Here is a 20376-nt window from a genome sequence, read left to right as displayed (position 1 = left end):
AAAAAATAGTGTTCTCCACCTAAACAAATGAAGTTTCCTTAGCTCCGATTTGATTCTGAGCGCTGTAATTTTGTGGTTATACTATATGTTTTTTGAATTAAGCCAATAACTGCTATACCAAACCTATGTCTTGGTAGCATGATTAGTTCCCCCTGCTACCAGGGCAATTTATTAGTAGATTAAACAACCAAAGATCAACCAAAGGCAACAGGAATGCTACTCTTATTGCCGCAAATCAGTTATAATATGGCCAGTATTAAAACCATAAAAAACATTATTCAAAATTGGCTGCATTTAAAATGCAATCTATTCAACACCCACAAGTATGTTCTGGAAAACAAATACTCGGATGATATTCTAAAACTGAACTGCAAAAAATGCAGTAAGAAATTTGGGGTCAATTTAAAGTCGTCCATGATTTTTGCATGGGATGAAGATATGACCTTCTGGCTCTCACTATATCAAAAAGACTTTAGGAAAAAAGCGAAATTACCGCAGACGAGCAATAGTATTGCTCCAATGAAAATTGTTGTTTAATTATAATATATGCCTTTTGGCATTAACTCTAGCTAAGATGCCGAGTTTAAACTGTGGGGAAAGATTTCTAAGTTGTAAGTAATGAACTTTATGAGCCGAATTAAAAATGCTTTAATAATTGATGACTGTCCTATTGATTCTTTCCTGAATGAAAAGGCACTTGCCAAATTTCATGAAGACATCAGGATCAGAACCATCAATTTACCCGTGGAAGCTTTGGCGTATTTAAAATCTATCTACGCCTTATCTCTAAAAAAACAATTGGCACTTAAACCAGATGTTGTTTTCCTCGATATCCATATGCCGAAAATGGATGGATTTGAAATACTGGATGAACTGGAGAGGAACCAGGCCTTTATGCAAAACCCTGTAGATATTTATGTGTTATCCTCATCGTGCCGTACTTATGATATTGAAACTGCGATGAACAAAAAACTCTGCAAGGGATACATCACTAAACCTCTGAACGACACAAAGCTTAACGACCTCTTTGGTTAACACCTTTTTGCTATAGCCGTTTCCAGGCAAAAGCAAGATTCTTAACAAATTATTTAGCCCGCTATCTTGGCCTTACTCAGTACATTAATGTAATACTTCTACCCTGATGGCCATAAAAGTTCTCCTGAGGCCTTTTCCCTTATCCGACCTAATGGCGGTTTCAGAAGATTAAATGACAATGGATGTCCTATCTGGCTTCAATTTTTTTAGGCGTATGGGCCAGAGTTTTCGATTAAAAGCAAAACAAAACTCATTACCGGACCAGGGGGTCATAGGACGATATTTTTGGCCCAGGGCACTTTTTTGTAGGAATTTTGTAACAAACTTTATAAGTTATGAAAGCAATTACACTCGCAATCAAAAAAGAGTTCAGAGGAGAAAATTTACTCGCTGCCATTAGCTGCTTAATCATCTCAATTACCATATTCTTTATTATGGGGGTAATTAACAGAGGGGTGCTTTTGTAAATCCCTATTTATATCGTCTTCAGTCATTAAAATGTTCTTGATTTAGAACAAAATCGGACTTATTTTCTATTAGGTTGGCGAAGAATTGAGCCCCTGATTTGGTCAGGTGTCTTGTATCCTGGCTTATAAATTTACAATTCTCAGTGAACACAGGAACTGTAAGATCCTTATCTATTACTAAGGCAATTAGGTCTATGTATCTGTTCTGCCAATCTTCTTTTAACTGCTTATTGAGTTGTAGATAACCATCTTCCATAGAGGTGCGTTGCAAACAATAGTCCGTACCACGGAAATTATAGAAACGCCCGTTATTAAGCCCAAAATTTTTGGTGCCTACGCACCATATCTTTTCGGCTGATTGCTTATCTAATATCAAATTGCCCATGTCTTCTTTTGAAAACTGAGACCAGAAGACAATATCCGATTCCTTTATTTGTATTAAAAGCGTATCCTGTTGAGTACGTTTGTCATCTCTGTATGCCAGGTCTAGATGGGATGCGTATTTGGACTCTAATAATACATTGGCCCAATCTCTTCCAAAACTATCGCCGATAACCAGCACTTTCGTTTTTCCGTTTTTATTAAAATCCCGGTCATACGTATTGATCCTGTCATTGTATAGGGCATGCATGCCCCTGGTGACATTACTTTTAGATATCCCCAATTCTGATATGTCTTTTATAACGCCCGCTTTATAATAGATAAACAGGGAAGAAATAGTGGTCAGAATTATAACGAAAGATAGCGTATATAGTACTTTGGGCGTACTCAATTTTCTTTTATCCCTAAAAGGTTGCTCTATAAAATAATAGGTCGCCACAGACAACAGTAACGTGACAACCAGCATCATTCCCATTATAGGGACCGTCAGTTCATCTAAAACAAAATAGCGGGAAAAGGCCAGCAAAACCTGATGCCACATATAAATACTAAAACTAATTTTCCCCAGGCCAACTGTAATTTTATTTTCCAACACCCGGGTCGATAGACTGTTTTGAGAAGCAGATGTAATCAGAATGGCCAATGTGAGTAAGACCACCAGGGGAATTAACAAAGCGTCTGGTAAAAATGAAAAATCAATACTGCATAAGAGTACTAACAAGCCGAGATAGAAAATCCTCATTTTAGTAATGATTAGCCTATTCCTGAACAGAACAGCACCAATACCACCAATAGATAACTCGTAAAACCTTGATGGTAAGAGATAGAAATTTGCAGCAGCATCTTCATTTAGAAAATAACATCCCAAAGATATTACTGTAAGGCATAGCAACACCGGCAAGACATAGCGCAATAGTTTACCTTTTAGAAGCAGAAAAAGGAAGGGGTACAAAAAGTAATATTGTTCTTCAATACCCAAACTCCAGGTATGCATTAAAGGCTTAAATTCGTTTACAACATCCCAATAATTCCCTGTTGTTACATACTGAAGTATATTGTTGCCAAAGAAATTTGTCGCCACAATGCTTTGTGCCAAATTTTCCAGATCATCTGGCAGCATCGTAAACAATCCTACCACAAGTGTCAAAAGACAAAAGAAAGAGACTAATGGTATAATTCGCCTTATGCGCCTTAGATAAAAATCTAAAATCGAGAATTTGTTATCAAGGCTTTTTAAATAAATAATCTTGGTGATCAGATAACCACTGATAACAAAGAAAATATCTACCCCCAGATAACCGACAGGGAGATAGCCGCAGTGAAATATAAATACAACGATTACAGCAAGTGCCCTAAGACCATCGATATCCTTTCTATAATCGGTTTTTTCTATAAAGGAGTACAATAAATTTCGAAATTTCTTTACAATTGTTAATAGTAGAAAAAACTACATTGGATCATTTCAGGAAACGGACAAAGGTTTCCCAAGCACAGGATATATTATAGTCAAAATGTATGCTCATTTGAACCATAGCCATAACCATAGCCATAGTTATAGCTTCTAGATTTACCTTGCCCTACTCCATTGAGTACAAAGGCCATATTTTTTAGTCTGTTATTCTTCTTTAACTCCTTTGTGAATTCGAGCAGACGCTTTTCCGTATGACCAGAACGCAACAAAAACAATGTCATATCCGCCTGTTCCGAAATTAAAAAGGTGTCTGTAACAAGAACTGTAGGAGCCGTATCGAGAATTATATAATCGAACTCTTTTCTCGCTTGCTCAATAAATTTTTTAAATCCTTTACCGGATAAGAGTTCGGTAGCATTAGGAGGAATGGTTCTGCTAAAACACACCTTGTGATAACCATTATCACCAATGCCAGGCTGAACAAATTCTCGCCAATCCAAGGTCCTGTGTGTTAAATAATCTGCCAACCCTTTTACAGGTTTCTTCTTATGTAAATATTGGTGGAGTTGAGGATTTCTGAAATCGGCGCCAATTAACAAGACATTTTTCTTCAGACTGGCATAAGCAAGTGATAAATTAAGAGCCACCATTGTTTTTCCCTCTCCTTTAATAGAGGAGGTGACATATATCACTTTGGCATCATCTGCCTTGTTTTCTGGCATCAAATAGTTAACGTTGGTGGTAAGAATTCTAAACGACTCTGCTAAAACCGATCGATCTGTAGTTCCGGAAAAGACCCTTTTTCCTTTTTTCAATCGAGGAATTTCAGCAGCTATTGGTACCTCAGGGCCCAACTTTGAAATATCGGCTCGTTCTCTGACCTTAGTATCTAATGAAAACCTCACAAAAAGCAGTAAAAATGGCGCAAGCAATCCCAGCATCACCGCAACCGGGTAGACCACAATACTATTCGGTGATAACCTCTCATTACTTGTCAGGGCATAATCTACCACCTTTATCGAAGGGGAAGTAGCCGCAAGATTGATAGCAGCTTCTTCTCTTTTCTCTAAAAGAAGTAAGTAAAGATTCTCTTTAATTCTTTGTTGCCTTTCTATGGCCCTCAACATTTTCTCCTTTTCAGGTATTCCGGAAAACTGCGCTGATGCTATGCTCTTCTCCTGATTTAACCTCCTTAAAGAAGATCTTAATTGTGCCTGATAAACATTGACAGATTTGATGATATTGACCTTACCTCTTTCTAACTGTTCCGATAACGCTCTCAATGTCGGGTGGTTAACACCTACATTGGGAAGTAATTTTTCCCGTTCCAGTGCCAATGTATTATAATTGTTTACCAAACCGTTAAGACTACTGTTTTCAAGACCTATGTCTGCTGGAAATAAGCTATAATCTACCTGGTTGATGACAGTTTCCTTTAGTATTTTGGAGAGCGAAATCTGGTTTTCTAACTTGAATACCTCATCTTCCGTATCCGATTTCCTTTGCAGTGTATTATCGGCATCAGATTCAATATAAGAAAGGCTATTTGTCCTTTTAAAATCTTCTTTTCCTATTTCTATGGAATCCAATTCTCCTGCCAAAAAGGCAAATCTCCTGTCTATTACTTCCAGGGTTCTCTTTGAAACCAATTGACGGTCTAAAATACCATCCTCGTCAAATTTTGCTATCAAAGAATTGAGTATAGATTCTGAACGATCAACACTTGTTCCCTTTATTGATAAATACAAAATTTCACTATTCTCATTGGCAGATCTGATATGTAGTGATTTATTCAATTGCATTACCGCTTCCTTGATAGGCTGCAGGATAATCTTATAGTTAAGACCCAGGTAATTTTTGATATCAATATCCTCCGCCAGGCTAACTTCAAAGGGGAATCCTGCTGCAGCTGTTTCATTGGTATCGTAAGAGAATATTGCTTCCCTGCCTTCAGAATTTGCAATGGTTAATTGCTTTTCACCAATAGTAGCAGAATAGGTTGTTGAATGCCTAATACTATCTTCTATAATGGGCTTGGTAAGTACAAAAGGAGGGTTCCAAATTTGTGAAGTTTTGACATTCCCTACCTGATAATAATCGATATCTAAACGGAGATCTCGCACTACCTGACTTAAAATGCGATAAGACTTTAATACTTCAATTTCATTCTCTAAATTAATAGTTGAGCTCCCCTCAAGTTTGGCAAGTGCTTCTGATGCAATATTGGTCTCCTTTTCATCATCTATAATCTTGATTTTCGCTACAGATTCATAGGTTATAGGGGCATAGCGCATATATAGAAATCCCAGAACTACGCTTAGAAGCACTACACCTAAAAACAACGGCCAGTAGTAGAGGTATTTCCCAGCTGCATCCTTTAGTGTAAAAGCATCTTCTTTCTCAATAAAATCTACGCTGATCTGTGATTCCTTCATCTCCCTTTTTATAGCTTTTGCAAGTCGCTAAAAATACTTAATAATAATCTATAAGGCAATCCTTCCCCAGTATAAATTAGGAGAAGTTATCAGCAAATTTATTAATCAGTTTGTATGCCAATATTGGCCGTACTATTGATCAATTCTAATGTTAAAAAAATTGATTGACCTTTGAAATGTTTTTTAAAAATAGGGCCAGCAAAGGATTGCGAATATGGTTTCGTTTTAAAATTTTATAATCTTCACGACTTTTTACAATTATGTTCTTCAAATTTCGGTTACTTGCCCCACCCATTCTCATTTTGGTAATTACTTCCCGCAGGAAAACAAACCTATATGAGGTATCTTTTAGCACCCTTAGCATCATGTCATAATCTGCTGCAATTCTATAATTAAGATTAAATCCTCCGTGCTTTACATACACTTCTTTTTTCAAGAAGAACGTAGGGTGCGCAGGCATCCACCCTTTGCCTAATAGTCCGGGCTCAAAATCGCGGCTTTGCCAGGACCGCACAACTTTAGTACTTTGCTGTTTATCAACATACTGCAGATTTCCATATACCCCGTCGTACGGTCCGTCATTAAAACAATTCATGATCTTCGAAACAATTTTAGGATCGGCGAGCAGATCATCCGAATGTACAAAACCAATTACTTCACCTGTTGCAAGGGCAATTCCTTTGTTAAGAGCGTAGTAAATGCCGTTATCACTATCAGAGAAAACTTTAATATTATAATTATGACACTTGAACTTCTCTACAACAGACAATGTATCATCCTCTGAACCTCCATCGATAATCAGGTGCTCTATATCATTATAATCCTGTTTCCACACAGAATTTAAACAATCCAATAAGACTTTACCACTATTGTAGGTTGCTGTAATTAAGGTAAGTTTCATGGTAACAATTTGTGATAAAATCAACTTGTTCTTATAATACCTGTTTTTACAAGAAATCCATATATCCTAAACATCAAATCAGTAAAATTCTTTCCCAGCCAGATGTTTTTATAATATAAAAACATTTCTAATTTGAAATGCAAAGGAAGGTGTTTCTTGGCGTTAGGGTAGTTCTTTTTGAAGAATTCCTTGTGATATAATTTATCTCTTGCCTTTAGGCCGCCTTTCCTGCAATAGCCAATCCACATCAATGATTTATATAAGGCAATTTCATCTTGCAAAACACTATTTAGGCCTTTGTCCGACAACATTTTTTCAACCATTTCAAATTCATCGAAGAATCCTTCAACCGGTCCTTCGCTTTTGGAATACGATATATTGGTTGTATGAATGATATAATTCAATACGGGTTCTTCGACAAATTCAATCTTCACATCGTGGTTACATAAAATAAAGAAGTTGGTCAGGACATCTTCTGAATAAACTCTTTTTGAAGGCAAATCTATTTCGTCCATCAAATGACGTTTAATTAATCGGCCCCATAGGTAATTCGAAATTTTCCCCAAGAGCATAAAGCTAATAGCCTCAGTTCTATCATAACTGGAGGGAGGGGTATTTCTCATTAACCGTTTTATCCCATTCCTATGTTGATAGTAATTGCCAATTACAATGTCCGCGGATGTTCTCTGCATTTTATTAACAAGTAATTCTATTGCATTGGATTCTAAATAGTCGTCTGCATCCAAATTAAAAATAACATCGCCCGTAGAACTTCTAACACCATTCATTCTAGCCAAATGTGTTCCCGTATTTTTTTGACTTATAAACGAAAGTCGGTTATCAGACTGGCTAATAGATTCTAATATTGAGAGTGTATCATCAGTGCTTCCATCATTAACAACAATAATCTCTATGTCCCGATAGGACTGATTTATTACAGAATTTACGCAGCGTTCTATGTACTGACCACAATTAAATGCTGGAATAATTACAGATACCTTCATTTTAATTTTTAAATCCATATTCAAATCCGATCATAAGACCGATTAAATTTTATACATACCATTTTGTGATGCATTTCCAGAAAGCAAATTCCATTATGAATTAGCATTGTTTCTTTTTAATTCATCATATTTAAGACTGATCATTTGCTCATACATCTCCCTCATCCTACAAAAATGATAGCCTGCTTTTCCGTCTAAAAATCCTCCCTTGAGGACATAAAACGCAAAAAACACAAACTGTGGCCTAAATGGCAGGTGATAGCTTAAACGTTTTTGTTGTTTTCGTCTGACAACGGGGTCCTTTGAAAACAGGCCCCATAATTTTAATGGTTCACCAATCTCTTTCACCATCAATTTGGCTTCCATTTGTGAATAGCGGTTGTGTTTCTCTATCCACCATGTGATGCCTTTGTTAAATGGATAGTGCAACAAATGTTCGTTAAGGCGCCCTTCACTGCCTGATGTAACATACTCTTCGTTTATTGCGCGCTCTACCCTAACATGACCATTCTTAAATAATCGGGGAAACCAGGTAGGATAACCACTGCTGTGCCGTAACCATTTATTTTGAAAAACATCTTTACGCCTCACCCTAAACATGGTATTTTCGCTATCGACTTCAATTCTATTCAGAATTTCATGCCGCAATTCATCTGTCACAATTTCATCTGCATCAACCATCAGAACCCATTCACAATCACTGGGAACTATATCAAGAGCAGCATTCCTTTGCCTTGCATAATTATCAAATTTTCTCTGATGAATAATTGCACCATGGCTTTTTGCTATGCTCAATGTCTTATCTGTACTAAAAGAATCAAAAACTATCACTTGTTGTACAAAATGCAATGCTGACAAACACCTGTCCAAAATCTTTTCTTCATCTTTAGTCAGGACGATAGCTGTAATTAAATTCCTATGCATCAGATATAACTCTTTTCTTGATAAATTTTGCCGGGTTACCCCCAACTACACTCCAATCCTGAACATCTTTGAATACTGCAGCTCTGGCACCTATAACGGCACCTTGACCAACCGTTACTCCAGGTCCTATAAATGAATCTACAGCCACCCAAACTTTATCCTTGATAATAATTGGTTTTGTAATTAAGCGATGTGATTTGTGATAGATGTCATGCGATGCCGTACAGATATGTACATTATGGGAAATGACGGTAGATTTACCTATATATATCTTATCAACATTATATAAAATAGTGTTATATGAAATGCATGCCGAATCAACTTCCAAATTCCAAGGAGCCCAGATTCTCACAGATGCAAAAATCTTGGTATCACCCGTTATTTTTGCTCCGAAAAGCCGTAAAACAAGGTTTCTCCATTCTTTAAAAACATTTCCAATAAAAGGTCTGAAGAAGATATAATAGGTCATACGCCAAACTAGTCTACCCAATTTATTCGAGAAACTTAGTTCGTTTTTATATCGGCTATTTTCAACAGATACTTCGTTATTCATAGTATATATTTTGTAATCATACTTTCAAAGTTTTATTCCATTAAACAATATCACATTTCATTTACATAATATTTTAATAAAGAAATTCAGGTCGGTTTGCAGCGCCAGATAACCATTCATACAATTCGTTCATTTGAGATGCAACAACTCTCATTGAATATTTTTGTTCTATCAAATTCCTGCCATTATCCCCCATTTTTCCGAGATCGTTTACACTGCAGGACAATGCCAGTTCTAAGGCTTTCATTAAAGGTTCAAGTCCAACATCGATCCACCATCCACACTCATTAGTAATCAAGTCTTCCCATGGAGCTCCTTTAGTAGTAATCACCGGTATCCCGCAAGCCAAAGCCTCGGCGACGACCATGCCAAAATTTTCACTATAAGTAGGTAAAACAAATAGACTTGCTTGCTGAAAAGCTTTTATCTTCTCTTCACCATAAAGCGGACCTACTAGATTAATAGTGTCTTCCTGTCCATTGGACTTTATCAATTTCCTAAGTTGATTAATATATTCTTTACGTCCATCACCTACTATCTTTATATTCCAGTCTTTTGTAATATGTCTCGACAATTTGGACCATGCTGTGATAAGCTCGCCTACTCCCTTATTCTCAACGACTCTCGATAAAAATAGAACTGTTTTTTTTGAATGACTTTGATTGTAATGTTTCTGAGGAAATTTGTCCATGGGAATTCCATTGGGAATAACTGCGATCGGATTGGTATAACCCAATTGGCGAAGGTCTCTTGCTTCCATTTTAGCGGTCGCATGCAAACATGAAGCAAGTTTTATATCTCTTCTTTGATATATTCCAAGTGCCAACTTCTTTTTCAAGCTTTTCTGGCGAAACGACCATGAATTTAGCATACCATGAGGCGAAATAATATAAGGAATATCATTTTGTTGAGCCATATTTGCCATTTGGTGTACTGGCAATTCCCATAATCCATGTCCGTGGAAAATAGTATTGGGAGCAATAGATATATTGCTACCTAATCCTGACAATTTTCCCAGTAAATTTCGCTTATAAAATGAAAGACTGAGGTTTGATTCCGAAAATTCGCTTATTATTGGATCGTTTGTTTCCCCACAATGTATATGCTGATAGACCGCCTTATTAAATTCGGCCAATTTAGTCACTAAGTGGGTTATACTGCGAGATGGACCTCCACTGGCATTGTCAATAGTTGAAATAACATGGTCAATTTTCAATTGGCTATATTTTAAAAGACTTTAATGATCTAATTTGTTTCAATAATTTATAGTTTCAATTCTCCTATTATTTCATACGGTAATTACACTACCATCACTAGGTTCATTAATTGCCGTTTCCTTAGTTTTAATCCGAACAAAAACCATATGCGTTAGTTTGTAAATAAAGAACAACTGAATAAAAAAGAATATCCGTACTCTATTCATAAATATCATTGGCCCACCTATTGCAGTAATAGCCCCTAATAGAAGAATAGAAAACATTAATATTCTCTCTTTATAGAATTTACTGTCTATTGATACGCATCTAATAAACAACTTTATTAAAATGGCTAAATACAGACATAATGAAATTACTCCACCTTGATATAAGATCTGCATATATTCGCTATCAAGATGAAGAAGCCCTGCTTGTGTAAAACCATTTCCAAATATTAGAGCAAGAATATCCTGATTTAAAACCCAGCTATAAATACCACTTCCAGATCCTAGTCTTCCGGCAGTAATATTATCAATACTGAAATTGGTAGTAATCTTAATGAACTGGCTTTCTAAGATCCTGAATCCACGCCAACCGCCTGTTAATAAAGGGACGAGTGTGGATAATGAAAATATCCCGACAAATAAGAATATCAATTTATTCCTAATACTACCAATCATAAAAAAAACCGCTACAAAAAGTATAGCTCCAACCATTAAAAAGACCTTAGAGACAGAGGCGATACCACCAATTAATATGGCAAGAAATAACAAGAATTCTAAGATTATTTTTTTATTCTTTTTCTGTGTAAAATTATATAACCAGGTTAATAAGCCCATAGAATAAGCCATTCCACTCTCCATAGGAAGATTAAACACTCCCATATAGCGACCCATAGAGTTAGTGGCCGTCCTGTACCCTTCTGCATCGTTTTTAACATAAAGCTCTAAAAAATAATCTGCGTAAGGGGTAAACATTTCAATCAATACTAATCCAGTATTCACAAACAGTAGTAGATGAAAGAAAGTATTTATTTTAATCATTCTTTCTATTGTAAAATACTCTCTTTTTATAAGGAGGCTGTTGAAAATGAGAAATAGAATCAATGTTTCTATATAATTCTCAAAGTTGGATAAAAACATGGCATCCGGGTCTAATCCATTGGCAAAAGAAATTGTCGTTATCAAATAGATTAACAAAGAAAATATTAATAATATACCCGAAAATGAACTCCGTCTAAAAAAGAAAAAATTATGTCTAAAAAATAATATTAAAAACATGGAATATACCACCAGATGTTCTATTCTTACTCCCGCATTTACAAACGCATAAGGCAGGAATGCAGAAAATAGAATGATATAATCTATCCTTTTCAATATGTATTTTCTCAACATCAAATTATCACTATAAATTTCCTGTTTATTCCAATCAAAACAGATTATGAATTAGTTTTAGTAGTACTATAGTTTTATAAATTTATAATAGATAAAACAAAGGTTAACTGTAAACGCAATACAGGTTGCCAATGCCGCTCCCATAATTCCAAATCTAGGGATCCATATTATGTTCAACAGAATATTAAAGAGCGCTGCCACCATATTCCCATACATAAGTACCTTTGTCCTTTCTTTTGCATAAAAAAGCAATTCAAATAATTGGGTAAGTGTAATTATAAAAAAGGCCAATGCAATCCAAAAAATAATATGAAATCCCTCCCTATAGTTTTCCGATAATAATATTTCGCCTATATAATTTCTAAGGAAATAAATCCCGATTAAAATTGGTACACTTATAATAATATAATACGCTGCGAATTTTTTAATGGATTTTTTCTTGAGATAAGTCCTTGATAAATCGTAGACATGAGGAGTTACTAATATCATAAAAATTGGACTTAATAATATGAAAAATTTCGAGCCTACACTATAACTGGCATTATAAGTTCCTACCTGTTTAACTGTCAAGAAATACTCTATGGCATATCGATCAAAATAATTATTTATCCAGGCCCAAATAGCCAGCAATAAGAGCGGTAGCGCAAAACTCAGATACCTTTTTATGAAGGTATCATACCCAATTTTAAGATAATTAAAAATCACCTTTTTTCGAGTAATGAAAAGGATACTTCCAACAAAAGCACTCATTAATTGAGCTAACCACAATATTTGAACATTGCTAAACCATTGAAATTGCCACAACAGCATTATTGCAAGGAACAAAAGACCGCATGTCGCATTGAGGATTCCCAATTTAGAGTATTTAATCAAATAGTCTTTTACATTTAAATAATTAATCAAGATGCTATTGATCATGGAGGCTGGAACAAATACTACCAGCACAATCACCAAACCAATACTTATTGACTGAAAATAGTATAGAAATAATATTAAGAGACAGATTGTTAAAACCGCTAAAATAGTACCCGTTACCCTAAAAAACATTCCCCCAATTCTTGGAATTAAGGTATTATTACTGGTTTTCGTAAATTCTATAAATGGTTTTAAAAAAAGTGTTGAGAAAAATATGTATGCCGCCCACTGAAGACTATAGGTGCCAAAATCTTCCGGTGGAATATAAATCGCTATTAACTTTCCCGTTATAAGTGCAAAAAGGGCTCCTAATACCTGGGACAATACCACATAGTTACGTTTCTTGTTTTGGAAAGTAGACCTATTTAATTTTAATAGCAACCTAATAAGATTTTGGTTATTTCTAAAGCGTTTCTATTGCTCCTGTTTTACCATCATTTTCTTTAAGGCCTCCAAACGCCTTGCGATAATCGATTGCATCTGTGGACTCGCCGATGGTTTGTTCTTCTTTGCCACTTCCTCTACTTGCTGTTCTTTACTTGTATAGTGCTCCAAAATAAGTTCTTCCTCCATTGGAGGATTATCCTTAAACACATTCAAGTTTGCTAAATCTTCCTTGGTTAATTTCAGCTCAGAAAGCTCTTCAGCATCAATAAGATCCAGGCTTCGAACAGTCCTGCTTTGCTTTCTTCCTAAAATAATAAGAGGTGTAAGATATAGAAGTGCACCCAAACCTACACTCAGTATAAGTTGAAGGCCGTTACTTAAATGATCCATAAATACTACCGCGATGACTATCAGAATATTGGAAAGTGCTACAAACATAGTTGCCTGTCTGTGCTCTAAGCCCAAATGAAGCAATTTATGATGGATATGGTTGCGGTCTGCCTTAAACGGACTCCCTTTTTTAGATATTCGAATGACAAATACACGTAAAGTATCTAAAAGTGGAAAAGAGAGGACCGCAATAAACATTATCTGGGCATTTGGCACCGTAAACACCGTATTTGGCAACTCATTTATTGTCAAAAAACTTACCCCCTGGTAGGCCAGCAAATAACCGATAAACATAGTCCCAGAATCTCCCATAAATAACTTCCGTGAATGCGATAAGTTAAATCGCAAAAATCCTATTAGTGCACCAATAAGCACAAAGGAAACCAATGAAAGAAGTACATTCCCATTGATAAGAAAGTAAATGCCGAAATATCCGCTGGCAATAATAGCAATAGTGCCCGCCAGCCCATCTATCCCATCTATCATATTATATGAATTATTGATCAGGATAAATACGAAGACAGTAAAGAGAACCGAAACAGGATACGGCAATGCTGTAATACCCAATAGCCCGTTAAAATCTGCTATACGGACATCTGTAAAAAATATTACGATTGCCACCGCAAATAGTTGTCCTATAAACTTTTTACGAGGAGAGAGCGCTAGCAGATCATCTTTTATCCCTAAAAAAAGCAAGACCATAGTGCCAGCTAAAAGCGTTAATAATTTAACCAAATCCACTCTGTCTAATTCTTTAAAGACACCAAAAAGTATCAGAGAAACTGCAAAGGCAACAAACACCCCAACGCCACCAAGGGTGGGAGTTTTGGTGCCATGTATACTGCGGTCACCAGGTTCATCCATAAGGTTTTTAGATCTTACCGTATAAATAATAATGGGAAATATCCTGTTAGCAACGAGAAAAGTAAGAATGATAGCAGCTATACTTAATAAATAGGAATTGGAAAGTAGGCTGCTGATGTAGGTCATTAAAAGATTTTAAGCTTATTGTCTTGATATATCTCCCAGGATTTAAACAATTAGAGGGAACATAAATCACATATTTGGATAATAGCAAGATATTTCAATTCCGGGTGAATTAAAGGATTTTACCTACAGAAAGTATTAACAATTGAGACAAGGATATTAACAAAACCTACCCAGCACATTATTTAAGGGGAGCTACTAATGGGGGTTTTTAATTGTTCGACTGGGCACTTATAGCCAGACTTTTTATTTATCTATCCAACGGCAGCCATTGGCTGCGCTCAATAGGTTCTTGTCTTATTAATTATGCGTCTTTGAAATTTCTTATCATCCTCCATTACTTCAAAAAATTCGGCCAGATAATTCCTGGCTTCATCAAATCTTCTGGTGTTATTAAACTCGGTTTCAAGTGCATCTACCACAGCAAATAACTCCGCTTTATGGGCAATATAATCTTGCCTCACTTGCTGCAAGAGTAAATCATCCCGATCGTAGCCTTTGTATACACGTTCTGTAACACTAGCAATGCTTCCCTTCATATTCTGCATGCCTGAAATGGTGGCATAACTCGCATTTACAAGGCCAGACATATCAAAATCATAGGGGATGGGGATGTACTTATTATCAGCGTATAAGAGCTGTTCGTTGTGTAGACTTCTGCTAGAGAAATCGGTATTTCCTATAAAATACTGAAACATTTCATTCTGTAATGAAGTTAAATGGTCTTGCTGCAAGGGGTGTACCCTCTTTTTCATTTCACGACCATTAAAACGCTCGGCCAGTTGATCCATATCCTCTATCAAAATGGCCAAAAGCTGATGTTTCTTCCTCCTTTCTCCCTTCTCTTCAATATATTCGAAACTTGCCAAACGTGTCTTAAGATGATAGGGAGATATCACTTCAAACAATTTGTAAGCCAAATATTCTTTTAATAAATAATCATTATTGTCCATTTCGCGAAGGCAGGGAGAAACCAGCTTCATCTTACGATTCCCTTCAAAGATGGTTCCTCTCACCCTGGACTTACCTATCTTCAGTTTTAGGGGCACATAGTAGCAATTCTTCTTCCTGAAATGACCACGTGCCCTGATCTTTATTTTAATTGAATCCCAGGCTGCATCACCCACTTTGTAACTAAACATAGAAGCAACATAGGTGCTGTCATTTGTTTCGGCTTTTATTTTCTTAGTCGAAAATTCCAGTTGGATGGTTAAAGGCCTGTCATCGTCAAAAAAAGGAATATCGGGTGTTGCAGATTCCATACCAGGATCTTCCTGCGAAGAAACCTCCTGGATTGGGATGCCAAGGAGCACCAGAATCAATATAAATACCAACTTTTTCATTTCAAGGCATTTAACCTGATTAAAGCTAATGAAATAATGCCAAATTCAGGGCGGTAAGGGTAAAACTAATCGCATCCCAGTATATAAGGAGTCAAACAGCAATTACTTGCAGTTGTCGCCAAGTAGTTCAAAGACACCGGTTAAACCATGCACTTTAAGTAAACACCCTTATCTACATTCAATTCAACTCAAAGTTCTTATGCATTTTTTAGTTATTTTTAGTTATGCATATATCACATCGTTTCAATTTTTTATCTGCTCTCTTTAAATCCCGGACATATATTAATTTTCTTTTCTGCATTTTGGTGATGCCCGCCTTCTATAATTGCACCTCTAACCCTCCTGCCGGACCCTGGGATTTTAATATCGATTTTGGCAATGAGCAATCTATGGGAGTAATGAAAATTGAAAAAGAAGCCGGTGAATACAGGGTATCGCTCATCTCACTGGATTGGGGCACGAAAATCCTGGAAAATACCGCTCTGAACGCAAAAGAGCTGTCCGGAGAATTTGAATTTTACGGAGATACAGTTGCCCTAAAAGGCAACTTTCAACCAGGGTATTTTACAGGAGAATTACATTTTACTGAAGAGGTTTTTCCAATAAATGCTACTGAACAATCTCATGATGCCATTGTAATTAACAGATCCCATTTGTCCTATTTACTCCAGGAAACTGATCTTCCGGAATCTGAAAAAAATATAGATCATGCCGGTATTCTGAGCGATAGAGACAAGGAAGGCCTTAAACGAGGCGAACGCATATATAGCTCAAATTGCATCAATTGTCATGGAAATCAGGAGGTGGAGGGCTCTATTCCTTCCGCCGCGAAGTTTTGGGAAGCATCTTTTAAGGCTGGTAGCGACGCTTATTCTATGTATCAGACTATAACTAAAGGGTATGGAACTATGCCGCCACAACCCGTACTTACACCCCAGGAAAAATACGATGTTATTGGCTATATCCAGCATAACTTCGTCAGGCACAATCCACAAGAGGAATTAATTACCAACAGCCCGGGCTATCTGAGCCAATTACCTAAGGGCAACTCCCGAGGCCCCGAAGTTAAACCATATAAACCCTGGGCCGATATGGACTACGGGGATTTCCTGATCAACACCTATGAACTGGCAGATACTGAAACCGGCATCCCGCGGTATCACTCTCCAGGACCGGCGCCCTTTCCGGATGAAGACTACCTTAAAAATAACTTTGCTTACAAAGGAATAGCCATAAGGTTAGACAAGGGAAAAGGAGGGGTCTCTAAAGGCAAGGCATGGATGCTATTTGATCATGACCTCATGCGGGTTGCCGGCGGGTGGACCGGCGACGGGTTTATAGACTGGAATGGAATTTTGCTCAATGACCAGCACGAAACTTACCCCAGGAACATTGGAAAACTGCATTTTGAAACCCCGGTTGGTCCGGGTTGGGCCAATCCTGACACCGGCTCGTTTGAAGACCCCAGATTCAGGGCCAGAGATGGGCGGGCTTTTGGACCACTACCAAAATCGTGGGCAGATTACAAAGGACTCTACCACTTTGAAGACCGTGTTATTCTAGCCTACTCCATAGGCAATTCTGAGGTATTGGAAGTAATGGGCATGCAAAAACAGGACACCACAACTATATTTACAAGAACATTAAATATATCAGGGTCACCCTCCCTTTTAAAAATGAGAGTCGCTCCGCTTACAAATAAAGTAGCCTTGCGGGGCGAAGGAGCAACATTGATCAAAGAAGAGGGGTATTATATGTTGCTGGTAGAGAAAGGGAAAGCCGCAAAAGTAAAGTTGTTTATCAGTGGTTCTGAAATTTCAGGGTTAGACCAATTTGCTGCTTCTGCTGCACCTCCTGAAGAACTATCACAATATACACAGGGTGGAGGACGGCCTCATTACCCACAAATTCTGAAAACTACAATCACCAGAGGCGCAGATAAAGGTGCCTTTGCCGTTGATTTGCTTACCCCGCCTTTTGATAATCCCTGGGCATGCAGAATGAAGTTAAGCGGAATAGATTTCCTGGCAGATACTAACAAGGCCGTTGTTTGTGCTACAGATGGCGACATATGGCTTATTTCCGGACTTACAGATAATTCAGGGGAATTACAATGGCAACGGATCGGATCCGGACTTTTCCAGCCACTGGGGATTAAGGTCATAGATGACAATATATTTGTTATTTGCAGAGATCAGCTAGTGCGGCTGCGCGATTATAATGGGGATATGGAAACCGATTTCTACGAATCTTTTAACCATGATCATCAGGTAACCGATCATTTCCATGAATTTGCCATGGGATTACAGGCAGATGCAGCGGGTAATCTCTATTATGCCAAAAGCGGCAGGCACGCAAGGGAAGCATTGGTACCTCAGCATGGCACCTTATTAAAGGTAAGCAAAGATGGCGCTACAACCGATATAATTGCCACCGGATTCAGAGCCGCAAATGGGGTCTGTATAAACCCCGATGGAAGTTTCCTCGTTACGGATCAACAAGGATACTGGAACCCAATGAACAGAATAAATTGGGTAAAAGGCAAAGGCAATTTCTATGGAAATATATGGGGCTACGACCCACCAAAAGACACTACCAGATTAGCCATGGAACCTCCCATGGTTTGGCTCGATATGAAGTTCGACAGATCACCTTCGGAATTACTTTGGGTTGATAGCGACAAATGGGGGCCGCTCAATGGCAGTCTTCTGAGTTTCTCCTATGGGTTTGGCAAGATTCAGTTGGTCTTACCTGAGCAAATTAATGGGCAAATGCAGGGAGGGGTGATAGATCTGCCCGGAATTAAATTTCTGACGGGAGTTATGCGCGGAAGGTTTAATCCCGGAGACCAACAACTTTACGCCTGTGGTATGTCTGCCTGGGGCACCAATCAAATGTTGCGTGGGGGCGGTTTATACCGCATTCGTTATACCGGCAGACCCTTAACTACACCCGTAGGGCTAAAGGTAACCAGAAGTTCCATAGTCCTAAGCTTTGCCAGTGCATTGGATAAGAAAACAGCAAGTGAAATAAACAATTTTGAAATCAATAGCTGGGACCTTATAAGAAGCAGTGCCTATGGTTCTGACAGATATGAGGAAAAAACACTCAATATATCGGCCGCAGAACTCAGTGAAGATGGTAAAACAATTAAACTCCTTGTAGATAGCCTCCAGAAAGTAGATGTAATGACCATAGATTATGAACTTCGGGATATCGCCGGAAACATTCTAAAGGGGACCGTTCAAAATACAATCCATCAACTTAATGAAGAAATGAATTAGCGGTCTTTCTGCTTAAAATGAAGCTTAAATTTCTATTGTATATTCCAATAGCTGTTGTATATTTAAATGGCGTTCCCTCCATTAATTTATATACTATTATCACAAACAATCTTATGAGAAGTACATTTTTTTTGCTATTAAGCTTTAGTATCCTTTGTTGTTGTGAAAACCCTGAAATTAAAATTACAGACAATAATTATGTTTATGAGGGCGAAATATACCAACTCTATCTATCTAGTGAACTGTTAGCTGTGGATACTACAATCCAGGAACTTGAAGCAATAATTAACAATAATCAAGGCAATGAAGAGACTCAAGCAGCACTTGAAGAGGCAATTGAAAACAAAGAAGCTATAAATGTAAAATTGGCAGGAATACCAGATATTGTTGCTCTTGGAATTGTCCCGCCCCGACCTCCTTGCCCTGATGGTGATTTATGTCTGCCTTCAGGATTTCAATACTTAATTTCCGATTTAAGTAATAACATTACCACTTTCACTGTTTTGGATGATCAACAAAATCCATTAAATGATATAACCAGCGCTAGTGCTAATGGACTTCCAGGGTCTGAAGAAGAATTTGAATATCAGACATTTGATCTTGGACAGTATTCGGGCCCAATAAGCATACAGCTAACGAAGACAGACGCACAAAACAATACTATTAATTATTCAATCCAGGCTTTTAAACAATAAATAACTATAATTATGAGAACAAAAATCCCACTGGCTCTTATTTTATGTGTCTTACTCTCCTCATGTATTAAAGATTATCTTGGAGGAGGTAAAAATGGAATAGAGTTAACCGAAACCAACTACGTCTATGAGGGCGGACTTTACCAGCTATATTTAACAGCTGCTATAGATGATATTACAATAGTAATTAATGATCTGGAAGACATTATCAAGAATAATCAAGGCGACGCTCAAACCCAGGCCGATCTTGATGAGGCTATTGAAGAAAGAGAGAATTTATCAGGAGAATTGCAAGATATTATAGATATTGTGGCAAGAGGAATTGTACCTCCACCACCACCTTGTCCTGACGGAGATCTTTGTTTACCTATAGATTTCCGATACCTGATTGCAACCCGAAACAATCTTGTATTAAGTTTTGAAATATTAGATGAACAGGGTAATAGTCTTGTAAGTGACACCTCTCCGCCGACAAGAAGACTTAGAGGATCCAGGAACTTATTGAATTATCAGGAGTATGATATTGCAGACTACACTGGCTTTGTTGAGATTAAGGTAGTTAAGAGAGATAATCAGCAAAATATAACCAGTTATTCAATTGAGGCATTTAAAGAATAGGAAAGGTTTAAATAGACAAATAATAGCCCTCCTCTCGAGGGCTTTTATTGTTGAGC

17 protein-coding genes are annotated in these 20376 nt (G+C 37.3%); 6 read left to right on the top strand and 11 right to left on the bottom strand.

Translation table 11 applies throughout. From position 1 onward, the window contains the following. The first annotated feature begins 246 nt into the window (after positions 1-246). The 3 genes from J1G40_RS11695 to J1G40_RS11685 all read left to right on the top strand — a co-directional run bounded on the left by J1G40_RS11695 (position 247) and on the right by J1G40_RS11685 (position 1502). Positions 247-537: a hypothetical protein gene (locus J1G40_RS11695; protein ID WP_265242825.1), complete on the top strand. Its 291-nt coding sequence runs from the start codon at positions 247-249 to the stop codon at positions 535-537. A 90-nt stretch (positions 538-627) separates the two neighbouring features. Further along, positions 628-1035 (top strand): response regulator, encoded by a 408-nt coding sequence (locus tag J1G40_RS11690; RefSeq protein ID WP_265242824.1) that lies wholly within the window; start codon positions 628-630, stop codon positions 1033-1035. A 335-nt stretch (positions 1036-1370) separates the two neighbouring features. After that, on the top strand, positions 1371-1502 hold the full coding sequence (locus tag J1G40_RS11685) for a hypothetical protein (RefSeq protein WP_265242823.1): 132 nt from the start codon (positions 1371-1373) through the stop codon (positions 1500-1502). A 19-nt stretch (positions 1503-1521) separates the two neighbouring features. Here the strand turns inward: J1G40_RS11685 and J1G40_RS11680 are convergent, their stop codons facing one another. The 11 genes from J1G40_RS11680 to J1G40_RS11630 form a co-directional block, all read right to left on the bottom strand. After that, positions 1522-3288 carry an acyltransferase family protein gene (locus J1G40_RS11680; RefSeq protein ID WP_265242822.1) on the bottom strand — a complete coding sequence of 589 codons (1767 nt, stop codon included), beginning with the start codon at positions 3286-3288 and terminating at the stop codon, positions 1522-1524. A 101-nt stretch (positions 3289-3389) separates the two neighbouring features. Next, on the bottom strand, positions 3390-5729 hold the full coding sequence (locus J1G40_RS11675; RefSeq protein ID WP_265242821.1) for a polysaccharide biosynthesis tyrosine autokinase: 2340 nt from the start codon (positions 5727-5729) through the stop codon (positions 3390-3392). A gap of 151 nt (positions 5730-5880) precedes the next feature. Beyond that, positions 5881-6630 (bottom strand): glycosyltransferase family 2 protein, encoded by a 750-nt coding sequence (locus tag J1G40_RS11670; RefSeq protein ID WP_265242820.1) that lies wholly within the window; start codon positions 6628-6630, stop codon positions 5881-5883. 20 nt (positions 6631-6650) lie between these two features. Next, on the bottom strand, positions 6651-7634 hold the full coding sequence (locus J1G40_RS11665) for a glycosyltransferase family 2 protein (protein WP_265242819.1): 984 nt from the start codon (positions 7632-7634) through the stop codon (positions 6651-6653). A 93-nt stretch (positions 7635-7727) separates the two neighbouring features. Then, positions 7728-8558, bottom strand: coding sequence for a glycosyltransferase family 2 protein (locus J1G40_RS11660; RefSeq protein WP_265242818.1), 831 nt, complete (start codon positions 8556-8558; stop codon positions 7728-7730). Continuing rightward, positions 8551-9111 (bottom strand): putative colanic acid biosynthesis acetyltransferase, encoded by a 561-nt coding sequence (locus tag J1G40_RS11655; protein WP_265242817.1) that lies wholly within the window; start codon positions 9109-9111, stop codon positions 8551-8553. Before J1G40_RS11655 ends, J1G40_RS11660 begins: the two co-directional genes overlap by 8 nt. 73 nt (positions 9112-9184) lie before the next feature. After that, positions 9185-10327 carry a glycosyltransferase gene (locus tag J1G40_RS11650; RefSeq protein WP_265242816.1) on the bottom strand — a complete coding sequence of 381 codons (1143 nt, stop codon included), beginning with the start codon at positions 10325-10327 and terminating at the stop codon, positions 9185-9187. A 72-nt stretch (positions 10328-10399) separates the two neighbouring features. Further along, positions 10400-11494, bottom strand: a complete 1095-nt coding sequence (locus tag J1G40_RS11645; protein ID WP_265242815.1) for a hypothetical protein — start codon at positions 11492-11494, stop codon at positions 10400-10402. Positions 11495-11767: 273 nt separating this feature from the next. Beyond that, positions 11768-12997, bottom strand: coding sequence for a polysaccharide biosynthesis C-terminal domain-containing protein (locus J1G40_RS11640; protein WP_265242814.1), 1230 nt, complete (start codon positions 12995-12997; stop codon positions 11768-11770). A gap of 33 nt (positions 12998-13030) precedes the next feature. Continuing rightward, a complete protein-coding gene (locus J1G40_RS11635) occupies positions 13031-14383 on the bottom strand; it encodes an MraY family glycosyltransferase (RefSeq protein WP_265242813.1) in 1353 nt (450 codons plus the stop codon). 278 nt (positions 14384-14661) lie between these two features. Continuing rightward, the gene (locus J1G40_RS11630; RefSeq protein WP_265242812.1) at positions 14662-15723 is read right to left on the bottom strand and encodes a hypothetical protein; all 1062 of its coding nucleotides are present in this window, start codon (positions 15721-15723) and stop codon (positions 14662-14664) included. 308 nt (positions 15724-16031) lie between these two features. On the opposite strand from J1G40_RS11630, the gene J1G40_RS11625 reads away from it, so the two are divergent. Genes J1G40_RS11625 through J1G40_RS11615 form a run of 3 tightly spaced genes read left to right on the top strand, consistent with a single transcriptional unit; the run spans position 16032 to position 20320 of the window. Then, positions 16032-19007, top strand: a complete 2976-nt coding sequence (locus J1G40_RS11625; RefSeq protein WP_265242811.1) for a DUF6797 domain-containing protein — start codon at positions 16032-16034, stop codon at positions 19005-19007. A gap of 17 nt (positions 19008-19024) precedes the next feature. Further along, positions 19025-19702, top strand: coding sequence for a hypothetical protein (locus J1G40_RS11620; protein WP_265242810.1), 678 nt, complete (start codon positions 19025-19027; stop codon positions 19700-19702). Positions 19703-19714: 12 nt separating this feature from the next. Beyond that, a complete protein-coding gene (locus J1G40_RS11615; protein ID WP_265242809.1) occupies positions 19715-20320 on the top strand; it encodes a hypothetical protein in 606 nt (201 codons plus the stop codon). Positions 20321-20376: the final 56 nt, after the last annotated feature.

The organism is Muriicola sp. Z0-33 (genome assembly GCF_026126425.1).
GTDB lineage: Bacteria > Bacteroidota > Bacteroidia > Flavobacteriales > Flavobacteriaceae > JAFMPW01.
The sequence above is the reverse complement of the archived record's forward strand: the minus strand, read 5'-3'. Positions and strand labels throughout refer to the sequence as shown.

Bases quoted from the DNA above. Each gene is read 5' to 3' on its own strand.
- J1G40_RS11695 (WP_265242825.1), top strand. From the start codon at position 247: ATGGCCAGTATTAAAACCATAAAAAACATTATTCAAAATTGGCTGCAT.
- J1G40_RS11690 (WP_265242824.1), top strand. From the start codon at position 628: ATGAGCCGAATTAAAAATGCTTTAATAATTGATGACTGTCCTATTGAT.
- J1G40_RS11685 (WP_265242823.1), top strand. From the start codon at position 1,371: ATGAAAGCAATTACACTCGCAATCAAAAAAGAGTTCAGAGGAGAAAAT.
- J1G40_RS11675 (WP_265242821.1), bottom strand. From the start codon at position 5,729: ATGAAGGAATCACAGATCAGCGTAGATTTTATTGAGAAAGAAGATGCT.
- J1G40_RS11670 (WP_265242820.1), bottom strand. From the start codon at position 6,630: ATGAAACTTACCTTAATTACAGCAACCTACAATAGTGGTAAAGTCTTA.
- J1G40_RS11665 (WP_265242819.1), bottom strand. From the start codon at position 7,634: ATGAAGGTATCTGTAATTATTCCAGCATTTAATTGTGGTCAGTACATA.
- J1G40_RS11660 (WP_265242818.1), bottom strand. From the start codon at position 8,558: ATGCATAGGAATTTAATTACAGCTATCGTCCTGACTAAAGATGAAGAA.
- J1G40_RS11655 (WP_265242817.1), bottom strand. From the start codon at position 9,111: ATGAATAACGAAGTATCTGTTGAAAATAGCCGATATAAAAACGAACTA.
- J1G40_RS11635 (WP_265242813.1), bottom strand. From the start codon at position 14,383: ATGACCTACATCAGCAGCCTACTTTCCAATTCCTATTTATTAAGTATA.
- J1G40_RS11630 (WP_265242812.1), bottom strand. From the start codon at position 15,723: ATGAAAAAGTTGGTATTTATATTGATTCTGGTGCTCCTTGGCATCCCA.
- J1G40_RS11625 (WP_265242811.1), top strand. From the start codon at position 16,032: ATGCCCGCCTTCTATAATTGCACCTCTAACCCTCCTGCCGGACCCTGG.
- J1G40_RS11620 (WP_265242810.1), top strand. From the start codon at position 19,025: ATGAAGCTTAAATTTCTATTGTATATTCCAATAGCTGTTGTATATTTA.
- J1G40_RS11615 (WP_265242809.1), top strand. From the start codon at position 19,715: ATGAGAACAAAAATCCCACTGGCTCTTATTTTATGTGTCTTACTCTCC.